Source organism: Nonomuraea sp. NPDC050680 (assembly GCF_040654555.1).
Taxonomy (GTDB): domain Bacteria; phylum Actinomycetota; class Actinomycetes; order Streptosporangiales; family Streptosporangiaceae; genus Nonomuraea.
On sequence record NZ_JBFAIF010000013.1, the window covers coordinates 143,688 to 158,691 of the forward strand.

The 15,004-nt window shown below is 69.7% G+C and carries 18 protein-coding genes and 1 riboswitch; of the genes, 13 read left to right on the forward strand and 5 right to left on the reverse strand.

The features are described 5' to 3' along the window. Positions 1–2: 2 nt before the first annotated feature. Positions 3–824, reverse strand: coding sequence for a hypothetical protein (locus AB0H88_RS34330; protein WP_357651889.1), 822 nt, complete (start codon positions 822–824; stop codon positions 3–5). A gap of 37 nt (positions 825–861) precedes the next feature. Between AB0H88_RS34330 and AB0H88_RS34335 the strand changes: the two genes are divergently transcribed. The 6 genes from AB0H88_RS34335 to AB0H88_RS34360 all read left to right on the forward strand — a co-directional run bounded on the left by AB0H88_RS34335 (position 862) and on the right by AB0H88_RS34360 (position 5,823). Next, entirely contained in the window at positions 862–1,695 is an 834-nt protein-coding gene (locus AB0H88_RS34335) for a 2,3,4,5-tetrahydropyridine-2,6-dicarboxylate N-succinyltransferase (protein WP_357651891.1), read from the forward strand. After that, a complete protein-coding gene (gene dapE, locus AB0H88_RS34340) occupies positions 1,695–2,750 on the forward strand; it encodes a succinyl-diaminopimelate desuccinylase (protein WP_357651893.1) in 1,056 nt (351 codons plus the stop codon). The genes AB0H88_RS34335 and dapE overlap by 1 nt, the downstream gene beginning before the upstream one ends. Positions 2,751–2,977: 227 nt before the next feature. After that, the gene (locus tag AB0H88_RS34345; protein WP_357651895.1) at positions 2,978–3,775 is read left to right on the forward strand and encodes a TIGR00730 family Rossman fold protein; all 798 of its coding nucleotides are present in this window, start codon (positions 2,978–2,980) and stop codon (positions 3,773–3,775) included. Positions 3,776–3,785: 10 nt separating this feature from the next. Continuing rightward, on the forward strand, positions 3,786–4,370 hold the full coding sequence (locus AB0H88_RS34350) for a TIGR00730 family Rossman fold protein (RefSeq protein WP_357651897.1): 585 nt from the start codon (positions 3,786–3,788) through the stop codon (positions 4,368–4,370). Between the two features lie 80 nt (positions 4,371–4,450). Continuing rightward, a complete protein-coding gene (locus tag AB0H88_RS34355; protein WP_357651899.1) occupies positions 4,451–5,260 on the forward strand; it encodes a hypothetical protein in 810 nt (269 codons plus the stop codon). A gap of 5 nt (positions 5,261–5,265) precedes the next feature. Continuing rightward, on the forward strand, positions 5,266–5,823 hold the full coding sequence (locus AB0H88_RS34360) for a DNA-3-methyladenine glycosylase I (protein ID WP_357652104.1): 558 nt from the start codon (positions 5,266–5,268) through the stop codon (positions 5,821–5,823). Positions 5,824–5,833: 10 nt separating this feature from the next. On the opposite strand, the gene AB0H88_RS34365 is transcribed toward AB0H88_RS34360, so the two are convergent. Together AB0H88_RS34365 and AB0H88_RS34370 are read right to left on the reverse strand one after the other, a co-directional pair. Then, complete coding sequence (locus AB0H88_RS34365; protein WP_357651901.1) at positions 5,834–6,610, reverse strand: enoyl-CoA hydratase-related protein; 777 nt, start codon at positions 6,608–6,610, stop codon at positions 5,834–5,836. Continuing rightward, positions 6,607–7,413 carry a PaaX family transcriptional regulator C-terminal domain-containing protein gene (locus AB0H88_RS34370; RefSeq protein ID WP_357651903.1) on the reverse strand — a complete coding sequence of 269 codons (807 nt, stop codon included), beginning with the start codon at positions 7,411–7,413 and terminating at the stop codon, positions 6,607–6,609. The genes AB0H88_RS34365 and AB0H88_RS34370 overlap by 4 nt, the downstream gene beginning before the upstream one ends. Before the next feature lie 150 nt (positions 7,414–7,563). Here AB0H88_RS34370 and AB0H88_RS34375 point away from each other — a divergent pair, with 150 nt between their 5' ends. Beyond that, entirely contained in the window at positions 7,564–7,731 is a 168-nt protein-coding gene (locus AB0H88_RS34375; protein ID WP_020545024.1) for a DUF3117 domain-containing protein, read from the forward strand. A gap of 78 nt (positions 7,732–7,809) precedes the next feature. Beyond that, on the forward strand, positions 7,810–9,216 hold the full coding sequence (locus AB0H88_RS34380) for a leucyl aminopeptidase (RefSeq protein WP_357651905.1): 1,407 nt from the start codon (positions 7,810–7,812) through the stop codon (positions 9,214–9,216). A gap of 128 nt (positions 9,217–9,344) precedes the next feature. On the opposite strand, the gene AB0H88_RS34385 is transcribed toward AB0H88_RS34380, so the two are convergent. Continuing rightward, positions 9,345–9,983, reverse strand: coding sequence for an O-methyltransferase (locus AB0H88_RS34385; RefSeq protein ID WP_357651907.1), 639 nt, complete (start codon positions 9,981–9,983; stop codon positions 9,345–9,347). Between the two features lie 161 nt (positions 9,984–10,144). Here AB0H88_RS34385 and sigE point away from each other — a divergent pair, with 161 nt between their 5' ends. The 4 genes from sigE to AB0H88_RS34405 all read left to right on the forward strand — a co-directional run bounded on the left by sigE (position 10,145) and on the right by AB0H88_RS34405 (position 13,685). After that, positions 10,145–10,786, forward strand: coding sequence for an RNA polymerase sigma factor SigE (sigE, locus tag AB0H88_RS34390; protein WP_214639755.1), 642 nt, complete (start codon positions 10,145–10,147; stop codon positions 10,784–10,786). A 1-nt stretch (position 10,787) separates the two neighbouring features. Beyond that, on the forward strand, positions 10,788–11,324 hold the full coding sequence (locus AB0H88_RS34395) for a zf-HC2 domain-containing protein (RefSeq protein ID WP_357651909.1): 537 nt from the start codon (positions 10,788–10,790) through the stop codon (positions 11,322–11,324). 194 nt (positions 11,325–11,518) lie between these two features. Continuing rightward, a complete protein-coding gene (locus AB0H88_RS34400) occupies positions 11,519–13,075 on the forward strand; it encodes a trypsin-like peptidase domain-containing protein (protein WP_357651911.1) in 1,557 nt (518 codons plus the stop codon). A 253-nt stretch (positions 13,076–13,328) separates the two neighbouring features. Then, complete coding sequence (locus AB0H88_RS34405) at positions 13,329–13,685, forward strand: sec-independent translocase (RefSeq protein ID WP_357651913.1); 357 nt, start codon at positions 13,329–13,331, stop codon at positions 13,683–13,685. 60 nt (positions 13,686–13,745) lie between these two features. Here the strand turns inward: AB0H88_RS34405 and AB0H88_RS34410 are convergent, their stop codons facing one another. Next, positions 13,746–13,940, reverse strand: coding sequence for a hypothetical protein (locus tag AB0H88_RS34410; RefSeq protein WP_357651915.1), 195 nt, complete (start codon positions 13,938–13,940; stop codon positions 13,746–13,748). A gap of 219 nt (positions 13,941–14,159) precedes the next feature. Continuing rightward, positions 14,160–14,225, forward strand: a riboswitch (guanidine-III (ykkC-III) riboswitch). A 19-nt stretch (positions 14,226–14,244) separates the two neighbouring features. On the opposite strand from AB0H88_RS34410, the gene AB0H88_RS34415 reads away from it, so the two are divergent. Beyond that, entirely contained in the window at positions 14,245–14,568 is a 324-nt protein-coding gene (locus AB0H88_RS34415) for a multidrug efflux SMR transporter (RefSeq protein ID WP_357651917.1), read from the forward strand. Positions 14,569–15,004: the final 436 nt, after the last annotated feature.

A 15,004-nucleotide genomic window follows, 5' to 3' on the forward strand; every position in this document is an offset into this window, starting at 1 on the left:
GTCTAGGAGATGTCCACCTTGCTGTCGGTCGCCTTGCCGCCCGACTGCCAGCCCTCCAGGTTCACGTCGTTGGTCCAGGTGGCGCCGTTGAAGCCGACGTGCTTGAGTCCGTACTTCTGCGCGTGGGCCACCGACCAGGCGGCGATCAGCCAGCCGCGCTTCCGCGTCGAGATGGACGGGTCGCCGAGCGCCCGGGCGAGCTGGCGCCGCGCCTCGGCGGTCTTGGCCTGGGGGGCGGGCGTGCTCGCCTTGGGCGGTGGGTACCAGCAGTGCACGGCCTTCGGGACACGGCCGGTGAACGCCGCCGCGAGGATCTTGGCGTCCTCCTCGTGCTGGGCGTAGGCGTAGCCGCCCGCCGAGCGCTGCACGGCCTGGGCGGCCTCCTCCAGCGGGAGCTTCCGGTAGTTCTTGACCTTGACCAGCGCGGCGAAGAACCGGTTGGTCGCGTAGACGGGGTCGAGGAGCTGCTTGCGCTTGCCCCACCCCTGCGACTGGCGCTGCTGGAACACGCCGACGGAGTCGCGGTCGCCGTAGCTCAGGTTGTAGAGCTTCGACTCCTGCAGCGCGGTCGCGTAGGCGATCACCACCGCCCGTTCGGGCAGCTTGCGGCGCTCCGCGACGGCCGCGATGGTGGCCGATATCTGGGCCTGCTCGATGTCGAGATCCCGGTCGCCCACGGGGGTCTTGACGCTGCAGTGGGCTTCGGGAACGGCCAGCGGCTCGGTCTTTTTGAGCAGGTGATAGAGGCCGACGGAGATCCCCACCGCGAGCAGCAGAACGATGACCGCGATGGTGATGACTCCGCGGGAGAAGCGCAGGCGCACCCTGAGAAACCTACCCGGCCAGATAAGCTCCGTGCCCATGAGGCACGTGAGCGGTGTGTCACCGATCGTATCCGCGGTGGACGAGCTGTGGGCGCGTCGCGGGGAGCTGTCACCCCGCGACCTCGACGCGCGCAACGTGGTGGTGAGCGCGATCGACCTGCTCGACAGGGGACAGGCGCGGGCCGCCCGGTTGTCGGACGGCGAGGTGGTCGTGGACGAGCGGGCCAAACGGGCGATCCTGCTCAGTTTCCAGGTGCTCGGCCTGGCCAGGTCGCAGGTGGGCGACTTCCAGCACCACGACCGGCATCCGCTCAAGACCACGCTCGACGGGGTGCGGGTGGTTCCGGGAGCGATCGCGCGCTGGGGTTCCTATCTGGCGCCCGGTGTGGTGCTGATGCCGTCGTTCACGAACATCGGCGCGTACGTCGGCGAAGGCACGATGGTCGACACCTGGGCCACGGTCGGTTCCTGTGCCCAGATCGGAAAAAATGTTCATTTGTCGGGCGGCGTCGGGATCGGCGGGGTGCTGGAGCCGCCCAACGCCGTGCCGGTGGTCGTGGAGGACGACGCGCTCATCGGCAGCCGTGCGATGCTGGTCGAAGGCGCCCGGGTGGGACGCGGCGCCGTCATCGGGGCGGGCACGATCCTGTCGGCCTCCATCCCGGTGATCGATGTGCGGACCGGCGAGGAGCTGGCCCGCGGCCGCGTACCCGACTGGTGCGTCGCCGTCGGCGGCACCCGCCAGAAGGAGTTCCCCGGCGGCACGTTCGGATTGCCCTGCGTGCTGGTGATCAAGCGCCTGGAGCCGGGGCAGCGTCATGACAAGGCAGCGCTCAACGAGGTGCTGCGCGAACACGGAGTGAACACCTGATGCTGGACCTGACGCAGGACGTACGGACGCTGACCGCGGCCATCGTGGACATCGAGTCGGTGAGCGGCGACGAGCGGGCGCTGACCGACGCGGTCGAGCAGGCGCTGGTGGCGTTGCCGTACCTCAAGGTCGACAGATCGGGCGAGACGCTCGTCGCGCGCACGGAACTGGGCCGCGGCGAGCGGGTGCTGATCGCCGGGCACCTCGACACAGTGCCGGTCGCCGGCAACCTGCCCAGCCGCGTCGAAGGCGACCTGCTCTTCGGCTGCGGCACGTCGGACATGAAGGCGGGGGTGGCGGTCGCGCTCAAACTGGCGGCCACCGTGCCCGCGCCCAACCGCGACGTCACCTACGTCTTCTACGACTGCGAGGAGATCGAGGCCGAGCGCAACGGGCTGACGAGGGTGGCGCGCGAGCACCCCGACTGGCTGGCGGCCGACTTCGCGGTGCTCATGGAGCCCACCGACGGGGTGATCGAGGGCGGCTGCCAGGGCACCCTGCGGGCCGAGATCACCGTGGCCGGCAAGCGCGCGCACAGTGCCAGGTCGTGGCTCGGGGTCAACGCCATTCACGGCATCGAGCCGGTCCTGGCCCGGCTCAACGCCTACGAGGCCCGGCAGCCCGTGGTCGACGGGCTCGCCTACCACGAGGGACTCAACGCGGTCGGCGTACGCGGCGGCGTGGCGGGCAACGTGATCCCGGACGAGTGCGTGGTCACGGTCAACTACCGGTTCGCGCCCGACCTGTCGATCGAGGATGCGCAGGCGCACGTACGCGAGGTGTTCGACGGGTTCGAGGTCCGCTTCACCGACGGGGCCCCGGCCGCGCGGCCCGGCCTCACCCACCCGGTGGCGGCGGCCTTCACCGCCGCGGTCGGTGGCACGCCGCGGGCCAAACTGGGCTGGACGGATGTCGCGCGCTTCTCCACACTGGGGGTGCCGGCCGTGAACTACGGTCCCGGTGACCCGAACCTGGCGCATCAGCAGGGGGAGTACGTGTCGCTTCCGAAGATCGTGGAGAGCGAGCGGGCCCTGCTGGACTGGCTGACAAAGTGAAAGTGGCTTTCCTCGCCGGCCATTTGGCGGGGAAAGCCACTTTCAGTCCCGAGCAGCACCCTCGGCAGTTAGACGCAGGCAGGTCGAAATCTGGTTCCTGCTTCTTCCAAGATTTTTTACGCGGGTTCTTAGCGCCATCTACCAGGGCATTTGCCGCAGAGTGCCTCTAACGGGTGACTAGTCCTCGTTGTGCGCGAGGGCGCCCGGCGTTGGGCTAGCGTGACCGCATGGAACAGACACGTCCGGAACGCCGTCAGGGGCAGGCCGTGGTCCGCGGCAGTCTCGCGCTGCAAACCACCCATGATCAGCGGCTGCTCGACCGCCAGGGCCCCGCCGACTGGGTGCACATGGATCCGTGGCGGGTACTGCGCATCCAGGCGGAGTTCGTGGAGGGTTTCGGGCAGCTGGCCGAGCTGCCCCCGGCGGTCACCGTCTTCGGCTCCGCCCGCACGCCCAAGGACTCCGCCGACTACGGCGTGGGCCGCGCGCTCGGCCGTGCGCTGGCCCAGGCCGGATACGCGGTGATCACCGGCGGCGGCCCCGGGATCATGGAGGCGGCCAACCGGGGAGCCCTGGACGTCGAGGGCGCCGTGTCGGTGGGGCTCGGCATCGAGCTGCCCTTCGAGCAGCGGATGAACGACTACGTGGACCTCGGCATCGAGTTCCGCTACTTCTTCGTCCGCAAGACGATGTTCGTCAAATACTCGTGCGGCTTCATCGCGCTGCCCGGTGGGTTCGGCACGCTCGACGAGCTGTTCGAGGCGCTCACGCTGGTGCAGACGCAGAAGGTGACGTCCTTTCCCGTCGTGCTGATGGGCTCGGAGTTCTGGGGCGGCCTGATGGACTGGATCAAGGGCACGCTCCTGGACTCCGGCAAGATCGCTGAGCAGGATCTCGACCTCATCACCGTGACCGACGACGTCGAGGAGGCCGTGCGCATCATCGTCGACGCCGACCTCAAGCGGTCCGAGCAGCTCCGGGAGGAGCAGAAGGCCGTCGCCGCCCAGCCGGCCGAACCCCAATAAGCTCAAATGCGTGAATATCTGCGTGTTTTGCGCGTCCAGTCAGAAGATTGACGAGAAGTACCTCCAACTCGCCACAGAGGTCGGCGCCGAGCTCGCCCAGCGTGGTCACACGCTGGTGAGCGGCGGCGCCACCGTCTCGTGCATGGGCGCTGTCACCGCCGCCACCCGCGCCTCCGGCGGGCGGACCATCGGCGTGATCCCCCAGGTCCTGGTCGACATCGAGGTCGCCGACACGAACTCCGACGAGCTGATCGTCACCACCGGCATGCGCGAGCGCAAGGCCGCCATGGACGAGCGCTCCGACGCCTTCCTCGTCCTGCCCGGCGGCATCGGCACGCTGGAGGAGCTCTTCGAGATCTGGACGGCCCGCGTCCTCGGCATCCACGACCGTCCGCTGGTGATCCTCGACCCGTGGGGCCTGTACACGCCGCTGCGACAGCTCATCGAGAACATGTACGAGGCGGGCTTCACCCGGGCCAACATCTTCGACGCCATCTCCTGGACCAGCACGGTCGAGGAGGCGTTCGCGCACCTGGAGGCCGCTAGCACGCCGGTTCGGCCCAGCGTGGAGGAGCTCGGCGAGTCCACCGGCTGACCCGTCCCGGGGAGTCCCAAGACGTAACAGGCGCGGCAAGTGCGGGACTCGTGCCTCGATCGTATGAGTACGATGCCAATGTGCTGGTCGTACTCGCCATAGCCGCGCTCGCCATTCTGGCCTGCGTGGTCCTGGTCTCCCTCGGAAGGGGCGGGGAGCTGACCGAGTTCCCGCCGGATGTGCCGCCTCTCGACCTGCCGGAGCCTGGGCAGCTCACGGCGGTGGACTTCATGGCGCTGCAGCTGCCGGTCAACCTGGTCGGCTATCACACGCAGAGTGTCGACGAGACCCTGCGCAGGGCGGCGACGGCGATCAGCGCTCGGGACACCAGGATCGCGGTGCTCGAACAGCGGGTCTCCGAGCTGCTGTCGAGTCGGCTGTACGCGCGCCAGGAGGTCTACGCGGCTCCGGGCGCCGGCCTGCGCACCGACCACGAGCCACCGGCCGCCCCCTGGGACCTCTCTCAGGAGGGGGACTCGGCAGCCGAGCCGCACGCCCTGGGAGACCAGCACGCTGAGCCGTCCACGGACGAGCCTGAGGACGCGGCGGCGGTCCCCGACCAGCCGGAGGCGGTGCCCGGCCAGCCGGAGGCGGTGGCCGGCCAGCCGGACGCGGTGGTGGAGCCGGACGTCGTGGTGGAGCCGGACGTCGTGGTGGAGCCGGACGTCGTGGCGGAGCCGGAAGACGACGCCACGCCATCCGAGGCGCCGGCCGATCACACGGCCGCGTTCGACGCTTCGGCCGCGGCGACGGAAGACGAGCAGGACCGCGACGGTGACCCGGTCCGTGACGGGGAGCCGATCCCGGCCCAGTCGAGCGACAAGGGGCTGGAGCGCGAGAGTGAGCCGGTGCGGGTCGCGCCGGGCGAGGACAGGGACGAACGCAAGTGACGCAAGTGGCCGAAGTGATCCGCTGTAGCTGGCCGGGGATGGCGGACCCGATCTACACCACCTACCACGACGAGGAGTGGGGCCGCCCGGTCCGGGGCGACGACGGTGTCTTCGAGCGGGTCTCCCTCGAAGCCTTCCAGTCGGGCCTGTCGTGGCTGACCATCCTGCGCAAGCGGGAGAACTTCCGCGCCGCCTTCGACCAGTTCTCCATCCCCAAGGTCGCCGCGTACACCGAGCAGGACGTGACCCGCCTCCTCGGCGACCCCGGCATCGTACGCAACCGCGCCAAGGTGGAGGCGACCATCGCCAACGCGCGGGTCGCACTGGACCTGCCCGGCGGTCTGTCCGACCTGGTCTGGCAGTACGCCGACGCCGAGTCCCCGGTCTACCGGTCGATGACCGACGTCCCGGCCATCACGCCGGCCTCCAAGGCCCTGGCCAAGGACCTCAAGAAGCGCGGCTTCAGATTCGTCGGCCCGACCACCGCGTACGCCCTCATGCAGGCCATCGGCCTGGTCAACGACCACATCGAGGGCTGCGTCGCCCGGCAGGCACAGCCGTAGCAGGGCGCATTCAGCGGCCGTGGAACGTCGGTGCCTGCTTGACCAGGAAGGCCCGCGTGGCGTCGAGGTGGTCCTGGGTGGCCACGCACTCGTCCTGCAGGTCGGCCTCCACAGCCAGCGTCTCGGGCAGCGAGTGCGTCGCGGCGTAGGCCACCGCCCGCTTCGTGGCCGCGAACGCCTTGGTGGGCCCCGCCGCCAGCCGTACGGCCAGCTCATGGGCGGTCTTGAGCACGTCCTCGGCGGGCACGACGCGCGTGACCACGCCCAGTTCGAGCGCGCGGGCCGCGGTGAGCGGCTCGCCGAGCAGCAGCAGCTCGGTCGCCCGGCCCAGACCCACCAGACGGGCCAGCGTCCACGACGCGCCCGAGTCGGGCGCCAGGCCCACCCCGGCGAACGCCATCGCGAACTTCGCCTTGTCCGAAGCCACCCGCAGGTCGCAGGCGAAGGCCAGTGAGGCGCCCGCCCCGGCGGCCACGCCGTTGACCGCCGCCACGACCGGCTTGGCCATCGTGGTGATCAGCTCGACGATGGGGTTGTAGTGCGCGCGGACCGTGTCGGCCAGGCCACGGCCGGCCTCCAGGTTGTCGGCGTGCTCGCGCAGGTCCTGTCCCGCGCAGAAGGCCCGTCCCGAGCCGGTGAGCAGCACCGCGCGGACCTCGGGATCGGCGGCGGCGCGGCGCAGCGCGTCGAGCAGGGCCGCCTTCACCTCGGCCGTCAGCGAGTTCATCGCGTCGGGCCGGTCGAGGGTGATGGTGGCGACGGCATCGGTCACGTCATAGCGGATCAAGGCAGCTCCCTGTCGACGAACGCGGCGGCCGCGGGCAGCAGGCGGACCGCCTCCTGCTCGAAGTAGGCCCTGGCCTTCTCGCCCGGCCAGGCGGTTGGCAGCAGCTCCGGGGGGAGGCCGGGGTCCCGGAACAGGAAGTTGCGCCATCCGTGCACGAGTCTGCTCCTGGTCGCGAACACCTGATCCGCCGGGGCGCCGCCGGGCAGCGCGCCGACCAGAGTGACAGCTTCCGACAGCCAGTGCTCGTACGCCGCGCCGATGGCGGTCAGATCCCAGGCGCGGGCCACCAGCTCGCGCGGATCGCCCTCGAGCGCCGCGTCGAACCTGTCGGCGCGCACGCCCTCACCCTCCAGCAGGTTGTCCAGCTCGATCGACGAACGCGGGCCGATCCAGGTCGTCTCCGACAGCGCGGCGTACCCCAGGAAGGTGAGGTCGGCGCGGAGCCGTTCCCTGCGCGGACGGTCCTTGACCGGCCCGAAGACGATCAGGTGCCACCGGCCACGCCAGCTCAAAGTTCCGGCTCGGTAAATTCTCAAGGCGGCTTCGTCCAGACGTCTGACGCACTTCGGCGTAAGTCCGTAACCGGCGCCTTGGGGCAGCCTGACGGGCTGCAACCAGCCTTGCCGCACCATGCGGGAAACGGCCGTCCGCACGGCTGGGGCGGCGATTTCGAGGGGCTTCATGAGCCGTACGAGCGCGGCCACGGATGCCTGTCCACCGCGCGAGCGCAGGTGGTCTCCATAGAGGTCGAACAGAGCGGCGCGAGCATGCACGAAGTCCAGTTTGGCCGCCTTCGCCAGCATGGACAACGCATTCTGGGAGGAGATCGTTACCCATGAGCGCTCTCGATGCGGGAGAATAGGACATCACAGATGACGTGAATGCGTCGGCCATCCTCAGGGGCGGCCGGAAACCGCGGGCCGCGGGAGCCCAAGGCAGGAAGGGATGCACGCATGGCGGCGATGAAGCCGCGGACCGGCGATGGTCCGCTGGAAGTCACCAAGGAAGGGCGCGGCATTGTCATGCGGGTCCCCCTGGAGGGTGGCGGCCGGCTCGTCGTGGAGATTTCCGCCGACGAGGCAAAGGCGCTCGGCGAAGCGTTGAAGAACGTCGTCGGCTGAGAGCTCCCGAGATACAGGTCGTTCCACGGCCCTGGCGTGCGTCCGCGCCAGGGCCGCTGACGTTTGAGGGGGATTTCCGTGCCCATTGAGACCACGACGTCGGTGGTGGCCGACGTCCCAGCCGACGTCGAGCTGCTCGCCGTGCCCTATGACGCGGAGCTCGCTCCCGCCGTCGAGCTGGATCTGCACGTGCCGACGGCCGCCCTGCTGGCGCACTACGACGCCAAGGGAGAGGCGGGTGAGGTGGTGGAAATCCCGGTCGCGCGGGCCGACGGGGTCGGCCGGGTGCTCCTGTACGGGGTCGGCGACGGCTCGCCGCGCGCGTTGCGCAAGGCCGCGGCCGCGCTCACCCGCAAGGCCAAGGGCAGGCAGGCGCTGGTCGTGGTGACGCCGGCGGGCGACGTGACGGCCTTCACCGAGGCCGCGTTGCTGGCGGCGTACACCTTCAAGATCGGTGAGCCGGGCAAGCCGTCCGTGCGGGCGCTGACATTCGTCGGCGCCGACGAGGACGCGGTGCGGCGCGGCCAGACCGTCGCCCAGGCGGTGGCGCTGGCCCGCGACCTGACCAACACGCCCGCGTCGGTCAAGAACCCGCTCTGGCTGGCCGAGCGCGCGGCCGAGCAGGACGTGCCGGTACGCGTCTGGGACGAGGAGCAACTGCAGGCGGGCGGCTTCGGCGGCATCCTGGCCGTCGGCCGGGGCTCGGCCAACCCGCCCCGCCTCATCCAGCTCTCCTACACCCCGCCCGAGCCGAGCGACCGGCATGTCGTGCTGGTGGGCAAGGGCATCACGTTCGACTCGGGCGGCCTGTCGCTCAAGCCGAACGAGAACATGAAGACCCAGAAGACCGACATGGCGGGCGGCGCCGTGGTGATCGCGGTCATCTCCGCGCTCGCCCGGCTGGGCGCGCCTGTGCGGGTGACCGGCCTGATCGCGGCGGCCGAGAACATGCCTTCCGGTACGGCCCAGCGGCCCAGCGACGTCATCAAGCACTACGGCGGCCGCACGGTGGAGGTGCTCAACACCGACGCGGAGGGGCGGCTGGTGCTGGCCGACGCGCTCGCCTACGCCGACGCCGAGCTCGACCCGGATGAGGTGGTGGACATCGCCACGCTCACCGGGGCGATCACCGTCGCGCTCGGCCGCGGCTATGGCGCCGTCTACGCCACCGACGACGACCTCGCCCAGCGGCTGGTCGAGGCGGGGCAGGCCAGTGACGACCGGCTGTGGCGGATGCCGCTGATCGACGACTACGCGCCGGCGCTGGAGTCCTCGATCGCGGACCTGGCCAACGTCGAGAGCGGTTCCACCTACGGGGCCGGGTCGATCACGGCGGCGCTGTTTCTGAGGGAGTTCGCGGGCAAGCGGTCGTGGGCGCACCTGGACATCGCGGGCGTCGGACGCAGCACCGTGAACGAGGGCGTGCTCACCAAGGGCGCGACCGGGTTCGGGGTGCGCGTGCTGCTGGAGTGGCTGACGCGCTAGGAGTACGCGTGCCGCGGGCGTGGCTGACGCGCTAGGAGTACGCGTGCCGCGGGCGTGGCTGACGCGCTAGGAGTACGCGTGCCGCGGGCGTGGCTGACGCGCCTGGAGTACGCGCCGCAGGCTCGGCGCTATGAGGCGATCTTGACGGCGGCGAGCAGCCCGTCGCCCAGGGGCATCAGCAGCGAGCGCAGGCGGTCGTCGGACTGCACCAGCTTGCCCACTTCGCGCAGCGCGACCGTGTCGGGGTCGCGTTGCGCCGGGTCGGCCACGCGGTTGTGCCACAGGACGTTGTCGAAGGCGACGATGCCGCCCACGCGCAGCAGCCTGACGGCCTCGGCCAGGTAGTCGGCGTACTCCTGCTTGGCCCCGTCGGCGAAGACCATGTCATAGCCGCCGTCGGAGAGCCGGGGCAGCACGTCGAGGGCCCGGCCGGTGATCAGCCGCACCCGCCCGCCGGAGAACCCGGCTTCGGCGAAGGCCTGCCTGGCCAGCCGCTGGTGCTCCGGCTCCACGTCGACGCTGGTCAGCGTTCCGTCGGGGCGCATGCCGCGCAGCATCCACAGACCGGAGACGCCGCAGCCCGTGCCGATCTCGACGACCGACTTGGCGTTGACGGCCGTGGCGAGGAAGCAGAGTGCCGCCCCGCCCCCGGGAAGGATGGGCGTGGCGCCCATTTCCAGGCCGCGCAGGCGCGCCGCGTGCAGGATCTCATCCTCATGATGGAACTGCTCCGCATAGGCCAGAGTGGCCTCTACCGGACTGGTCATCGGCCTCCTCCCCCCACTTTCGTGCGATTGGTCACCGATCGCAGCCTAGGGGAGACACGCCGGGACGGGAACTCAAGACGACCGTGAGGCGTTGCAGGTTTAAACGGGCTTTGCCGGTCCGGAGGGTAGGCAGTACGCACGAAGGGACGAAACCAGGCACTATGGCGGTAGCGGTGGTCCCAATGAGAGGAGTTCTGGTGGACGAAAGTGACCACCAGGCCGATACTCCCGTGTCTGACTGGACGCCTCCCACCTGGGAGGAAGTGGTGCGGACTCATTCCGCACGTGTATACCGGCTGGCGTATCGCCTGACCGGCAATGTCCACGATGCCGAAGATCTCACCCAAGAGGTCTTCGTGCGGGTCTTCAGGTCCCTGTCGAGTTACACCCCCGGAACGTTCGAGGGCTGGCTGCACCGGATCACGACGAACCTGTTCCTCGACATGGCGCGGCGCAAGCAGCGCATCCGGTTCGAGGGGCTCGCCGACGACGCGGCCGAACGGCTGCGCGGGCGCGAGCCGTCACCGGCGCAGGCGTTCGACGACGCTCACCTTGAGCCGGACATCCAGGCCGCGCTCGACGCGCTCGCACCGGAGTTCCGGGCCGCGATCGTGCTGTGTGACATCGAAGGTCTGTCGTACGAGGAGATCGCGGCCACGCTCGGCGTCAAGCTGGGTACGGTCCGAAGCCGTATTCACCGTGGCCGGGCGCAGTTGCGGGAGGCGCTCGATCACCGGGCCCCCCGTAATTCCCAACTTCCCCCGCCATCATTCCCGTCGGGTACCCGTGGGGAGGAAGTCTGATATGTCGCATCTTGGAGAACGCGTTTCCGCGCTCGTGGACGGTGAGTTGAATCACACCGAACGCGACCGCGCTCTAGCTCATCTGACCTTCTGTGGCGACTGCAGGCGGGAGGTCGAGTCGATGCGGGCGCTGAAGTCGCGCCTGCGCTCGCTCGACGGACCGGTGATGCCGGCCGATCTCACCATGTCGTTGCTGCGGATGTCCGAGCCCGGTGGCCCGTTGCCCCCCAGGGAGCGGCCTTTCCCTACCCGGACGTTCGGCGGAGTGCCCATCCCTGGGCCGCACAGCATCGCTCCGCTGGACAACCGCCCGCGCAGGGACGCAACTGGTGGCGGTTCGGGCCCTGGCCGCGGGGGTAGGCGGCGCGGCGCGTACGTGGCGGTCGGCGTGGTCTCCGCGGCCGTCGCGCTCGGCACCTTCTTCGCCGTCTCGGGGGTCGGCCAGAGCGCTCAGGCGCCACCGGTCGAGCTGTTCGAGCAGGCGCGGCACACACCCACCTCATCGCCCACCACTACTCTGCCCACCGCCACGCCCTGATCTAACGCCCGCTCTCAGGAATGCCTGGGATACTCGAGTGGCGTAGTCGACGGCGTCTGGGGCATACGATTTGAGTTCGGGAATCTGTCAGGTGTCCACATATGTTGGCTCATTGCCTGACAATTGCTTTACGACTCTCGTATGCCGTTCACGCCAGGATTGCGGTGTCCGAGGCAAGGAGTGGTGAGATCTAGATGACCGACGAGACGCGCCCACCAGAAGGACGCATGCCGTCGGACTTCCCTGAGCCACAGGGGCGGCCGGAGTTCCTGCCGGCCGACGACCAGGCCGAACAGTCTGGATGGCGGTCCGAGACGGCCTCTTTCGAGAGCGGCCGGTGGGGTGACCCGTCAGGCCGTCCTGGAGACACCGCGTCCTATGGCAGCCCCTCCTACCCGGCTCCGGCCTCGTACGCGGCTCCGGCCTCGGGCCAGGCACCGGCTGAGGAGCCGCCGCCGCCCAACAGCACCCGCTCCTACGAGAGCCCGTTCTTCGGCAACTCGGCGGGCCCGCCGCCGTTCGGGGGCGACAAGCGCCCGCCCCCGCCGCCCAACGCGCTCGGCATGGGCGCGGGCTGGGCCCCGCCGCCCGGCGGCCTGGGGTCGGCACCCGCTCTCAGACGCGGTCCCGGCACCGGCGTCCTGATCGTCCTGGCCGTCGTCATCGCCCTGGTCGCCTCGGGCCTGGGCAGCGTCGGCACCTACCTGCTGACCCGATCGAGCAGCAGCGGCACCGACCCTTCCTACAGCCTCGGTCCCATCCCGAGCGGCGCCACGAACCGGGCCCCCGACTCCGTCGCCGGAGTGGCCGCCCGCGCCCGCTCCAGCGTGGTCTCGCTGGAGGTCAACGCCAACAGCGCCGAGGGCGTGTCGGGCTCCGGCTTCCTGATCAAGGACGGCTACGTGGTCACCAACAACCACGTGGTCGCCCCGGCCGCCAAGGGCGGCGACATCCAGATCATGTTCAACAACCGCAAGACCACGAAGGGCCGCATCGTCGGCCGTGACCCGGGCTCCGACCTGGCCGTGGTCAAGCCGGAGGAGACGTTCGGCACGCCCGAGATCACCCTTGGCAACTCCGACCAGGTGGTCGTGGGCGACCCGGTCATCGCGATCGGCTCCCCGCTGGGCCTCACCGGCACGGTGACGACCGGCATCGTCAGCTCCCTGAACCGCCCGGTCATCGCGGGCGACGAGAGCGGCACCAGCACCGAGGAGCCCGCCTACATCAGCGCGATCCAGACCGACGCCGCGATCAATCCCGGCAACTCGGGCGGCCCGCTGGTCAACGGCAAGGGCGAGGTCGTGGGCGTCAACTCCGCGATCGCCACCTTGAGCCGCTCCATGAGCAGCCAGGGCGGCAGCATCGGCCTCGGCTTCGCCATCCCGGTCAACCAGGCGCGCCGCGTCGCCGAGGAGATCATCACAACCGGCAAGGCCAAGCGCCCGAAGATCGGCATCGTCCTCGACAAGGACTACAAGGGTCAGGGCGTACGCATCGCCTCGGGCCCGACCGAGGGCCGGCAGCCGGTCGACGCGGGCGGCCCCGCCGCCAAGGCGGGCCTCAAGGCGGGCGACGTGATCATGGAGATCGACGGGCTGATGCTGCAGGACGGCAACGAGCTGATCGCCCTGATCCGCAGCAAGTCTCCTGGATCCAAGATCACCATCAAATACCAACGCGCCGGCCAGGACCGCACCGCCACCCTTACGGTTACTGCCGATGAGACCCCGGCTCCGACGCCGTCCTGACGTCTCCACAAGCTTTTCTTTCACCGCCCTTACGGCAGGCACGGTGGGCCCCACCCACCGTGCGGGGCCGGGGTCTGTCCAGGGGGACGCTCCTCCGGTGATGCGGGGCAGGCCGCCGCGACGAGACGGTGAGACCGCCCGCGAGGTCTTGCTGAACCGAGACGGGGGCTGGCGACCTGCCCGGGGTGGTTTGGCCTTAGTCTTGAGGAGCCGGGTTGTCCCCGGTTTGGTTGGACTGCGGTAGGAGCAAACGGTGTTCGGACTCGGGTGGATGGAGATCTGCGCGCTGGTCGTCATCGCGCTGCTCGTCTTCGGTCCCGACAAGCTGCCTCAGGCGGCTTCGCAGGCTGGTAAGACGCTGCGCAACCTGCGCCGGATGGCCAACAGCGCGCGCGATGACCTGCGGGCGGGCCTGGGCCCGGAGTTCTCCAACTTCGACCCCAGCGACCTCAACCCCAAAAACTTCGTCCGCAAGCACCTGCTGGAGGACGACGACGACTGGAACAACAAGCCCCAGCAGCTCGAATCCGTCACCACTTCTTACGATCCTGAGCCGGTCGACGAGCTGAGCTACGGCGAGTTGCCTCCCTACGACGCGGAAGCGACCTGAGCTACGGCGAGTTGCCTCCCTACGACGCGGAAGCGACCTGAGCTACGGCGAGTTGCCTCCCTACGACGCGGAAGCGACCTGAGCGGTCGATGAGTGGCTGCGGGCAGAGCTGTTGTCGAAGGCGCCGGTGATCCACGGGCTCGGTGAGACCCGGCGGTTGAGGGCACCGACGAAGACGGTGTAGCCCGCGAACCGCAGGGTCCGGGACAACGAGTCCTGCACCGCCTCCTCGCCGTCGGCGGCCCCCAGACGCATTCGGCGTCCTCTTACGAACCCAGCACGAGTTGACCAGGGTTCCTATGCGCCGCCAGGCGACCAGGGGCTGCGGTAGTGAGTGGTTGGTGGCGGCGGCGATGTTGGTCCAGCCGATCAGGCGGCCCAGGCCGATGACCACGTGAGCCGGCCCGCGCCCTCAGCCTGCGCGAAGGCCGAGAGTGGCCGGGAATCCGCACGTGGTCGAGGCCGTTGTCAGGGGTGCGGGGCCGATCGGGTCCCGCCCGGACGAGACGCGCCGTACCCGGCCTGCGAAGACGACGCTCCTTGAAAGAAAGGGGCCGTCATGGCCTGGCTTATGATCATTGTCGCCGGTCTGTTCGAGGTCGCCATGGCCTACTCGCTCAAGCACAGCAACGGATTCTCCGTACTGCTGCCGAGCATCGGCTTCGTCGTCTTCGCCGGGCTCAGCTTCGGCCTTCTGGCATTGGCGCTCAAGACCCTCGAGGTCGGTACGGCCTACGCGGTCTGGACCGGCATCGGTGCCGTCGGCACGGCCGCTCTCGGCATGATCGTGCTGGGAGAAGGCGTGTCCCTCATCAAGATCGCCTCCATCGCGCTGATCCTCCTCGGCGTTGTCGGTCTCAACCTGGCGGGTGGCAGCCACTGACGCCTTGGCGCCAGACGCTGGACACGGGTTCACCCGGCCGCGCCATCGCGATCCACTACCTCCCCGGCCGACGCGGAAGCGATCTGAGCCGGGGACCCACCTCCCGGCGACGCGCCGCTTGAGCCGGGAGCTGCCTTGCTACGGCCTGGAAGCCGCCTGAGCCCGGGGGAGAGCCTTGCTACGGCGTGGAAGCACCTGGGCCAGGCAAGTAGCCTTCCTACGGCGTGGAAGCGCCTGAGCCGGGGGAGTTGCCTCCCGGCCACTCGGAGGCCAGATGGGCCGGGGAGTGCACGCGGGCGGTCTCACCGTCTCGTCGCGGCGGCCGGCCACCTCCACCGGAGGAGCGTCCCCCTGGACAGACCCCGACCCCGTGCGGTGGTTGGGGCCCACCGTGCCTGCCGTAAAGGATAGAAAAGCCGTAACGCGGTCTCGCCGT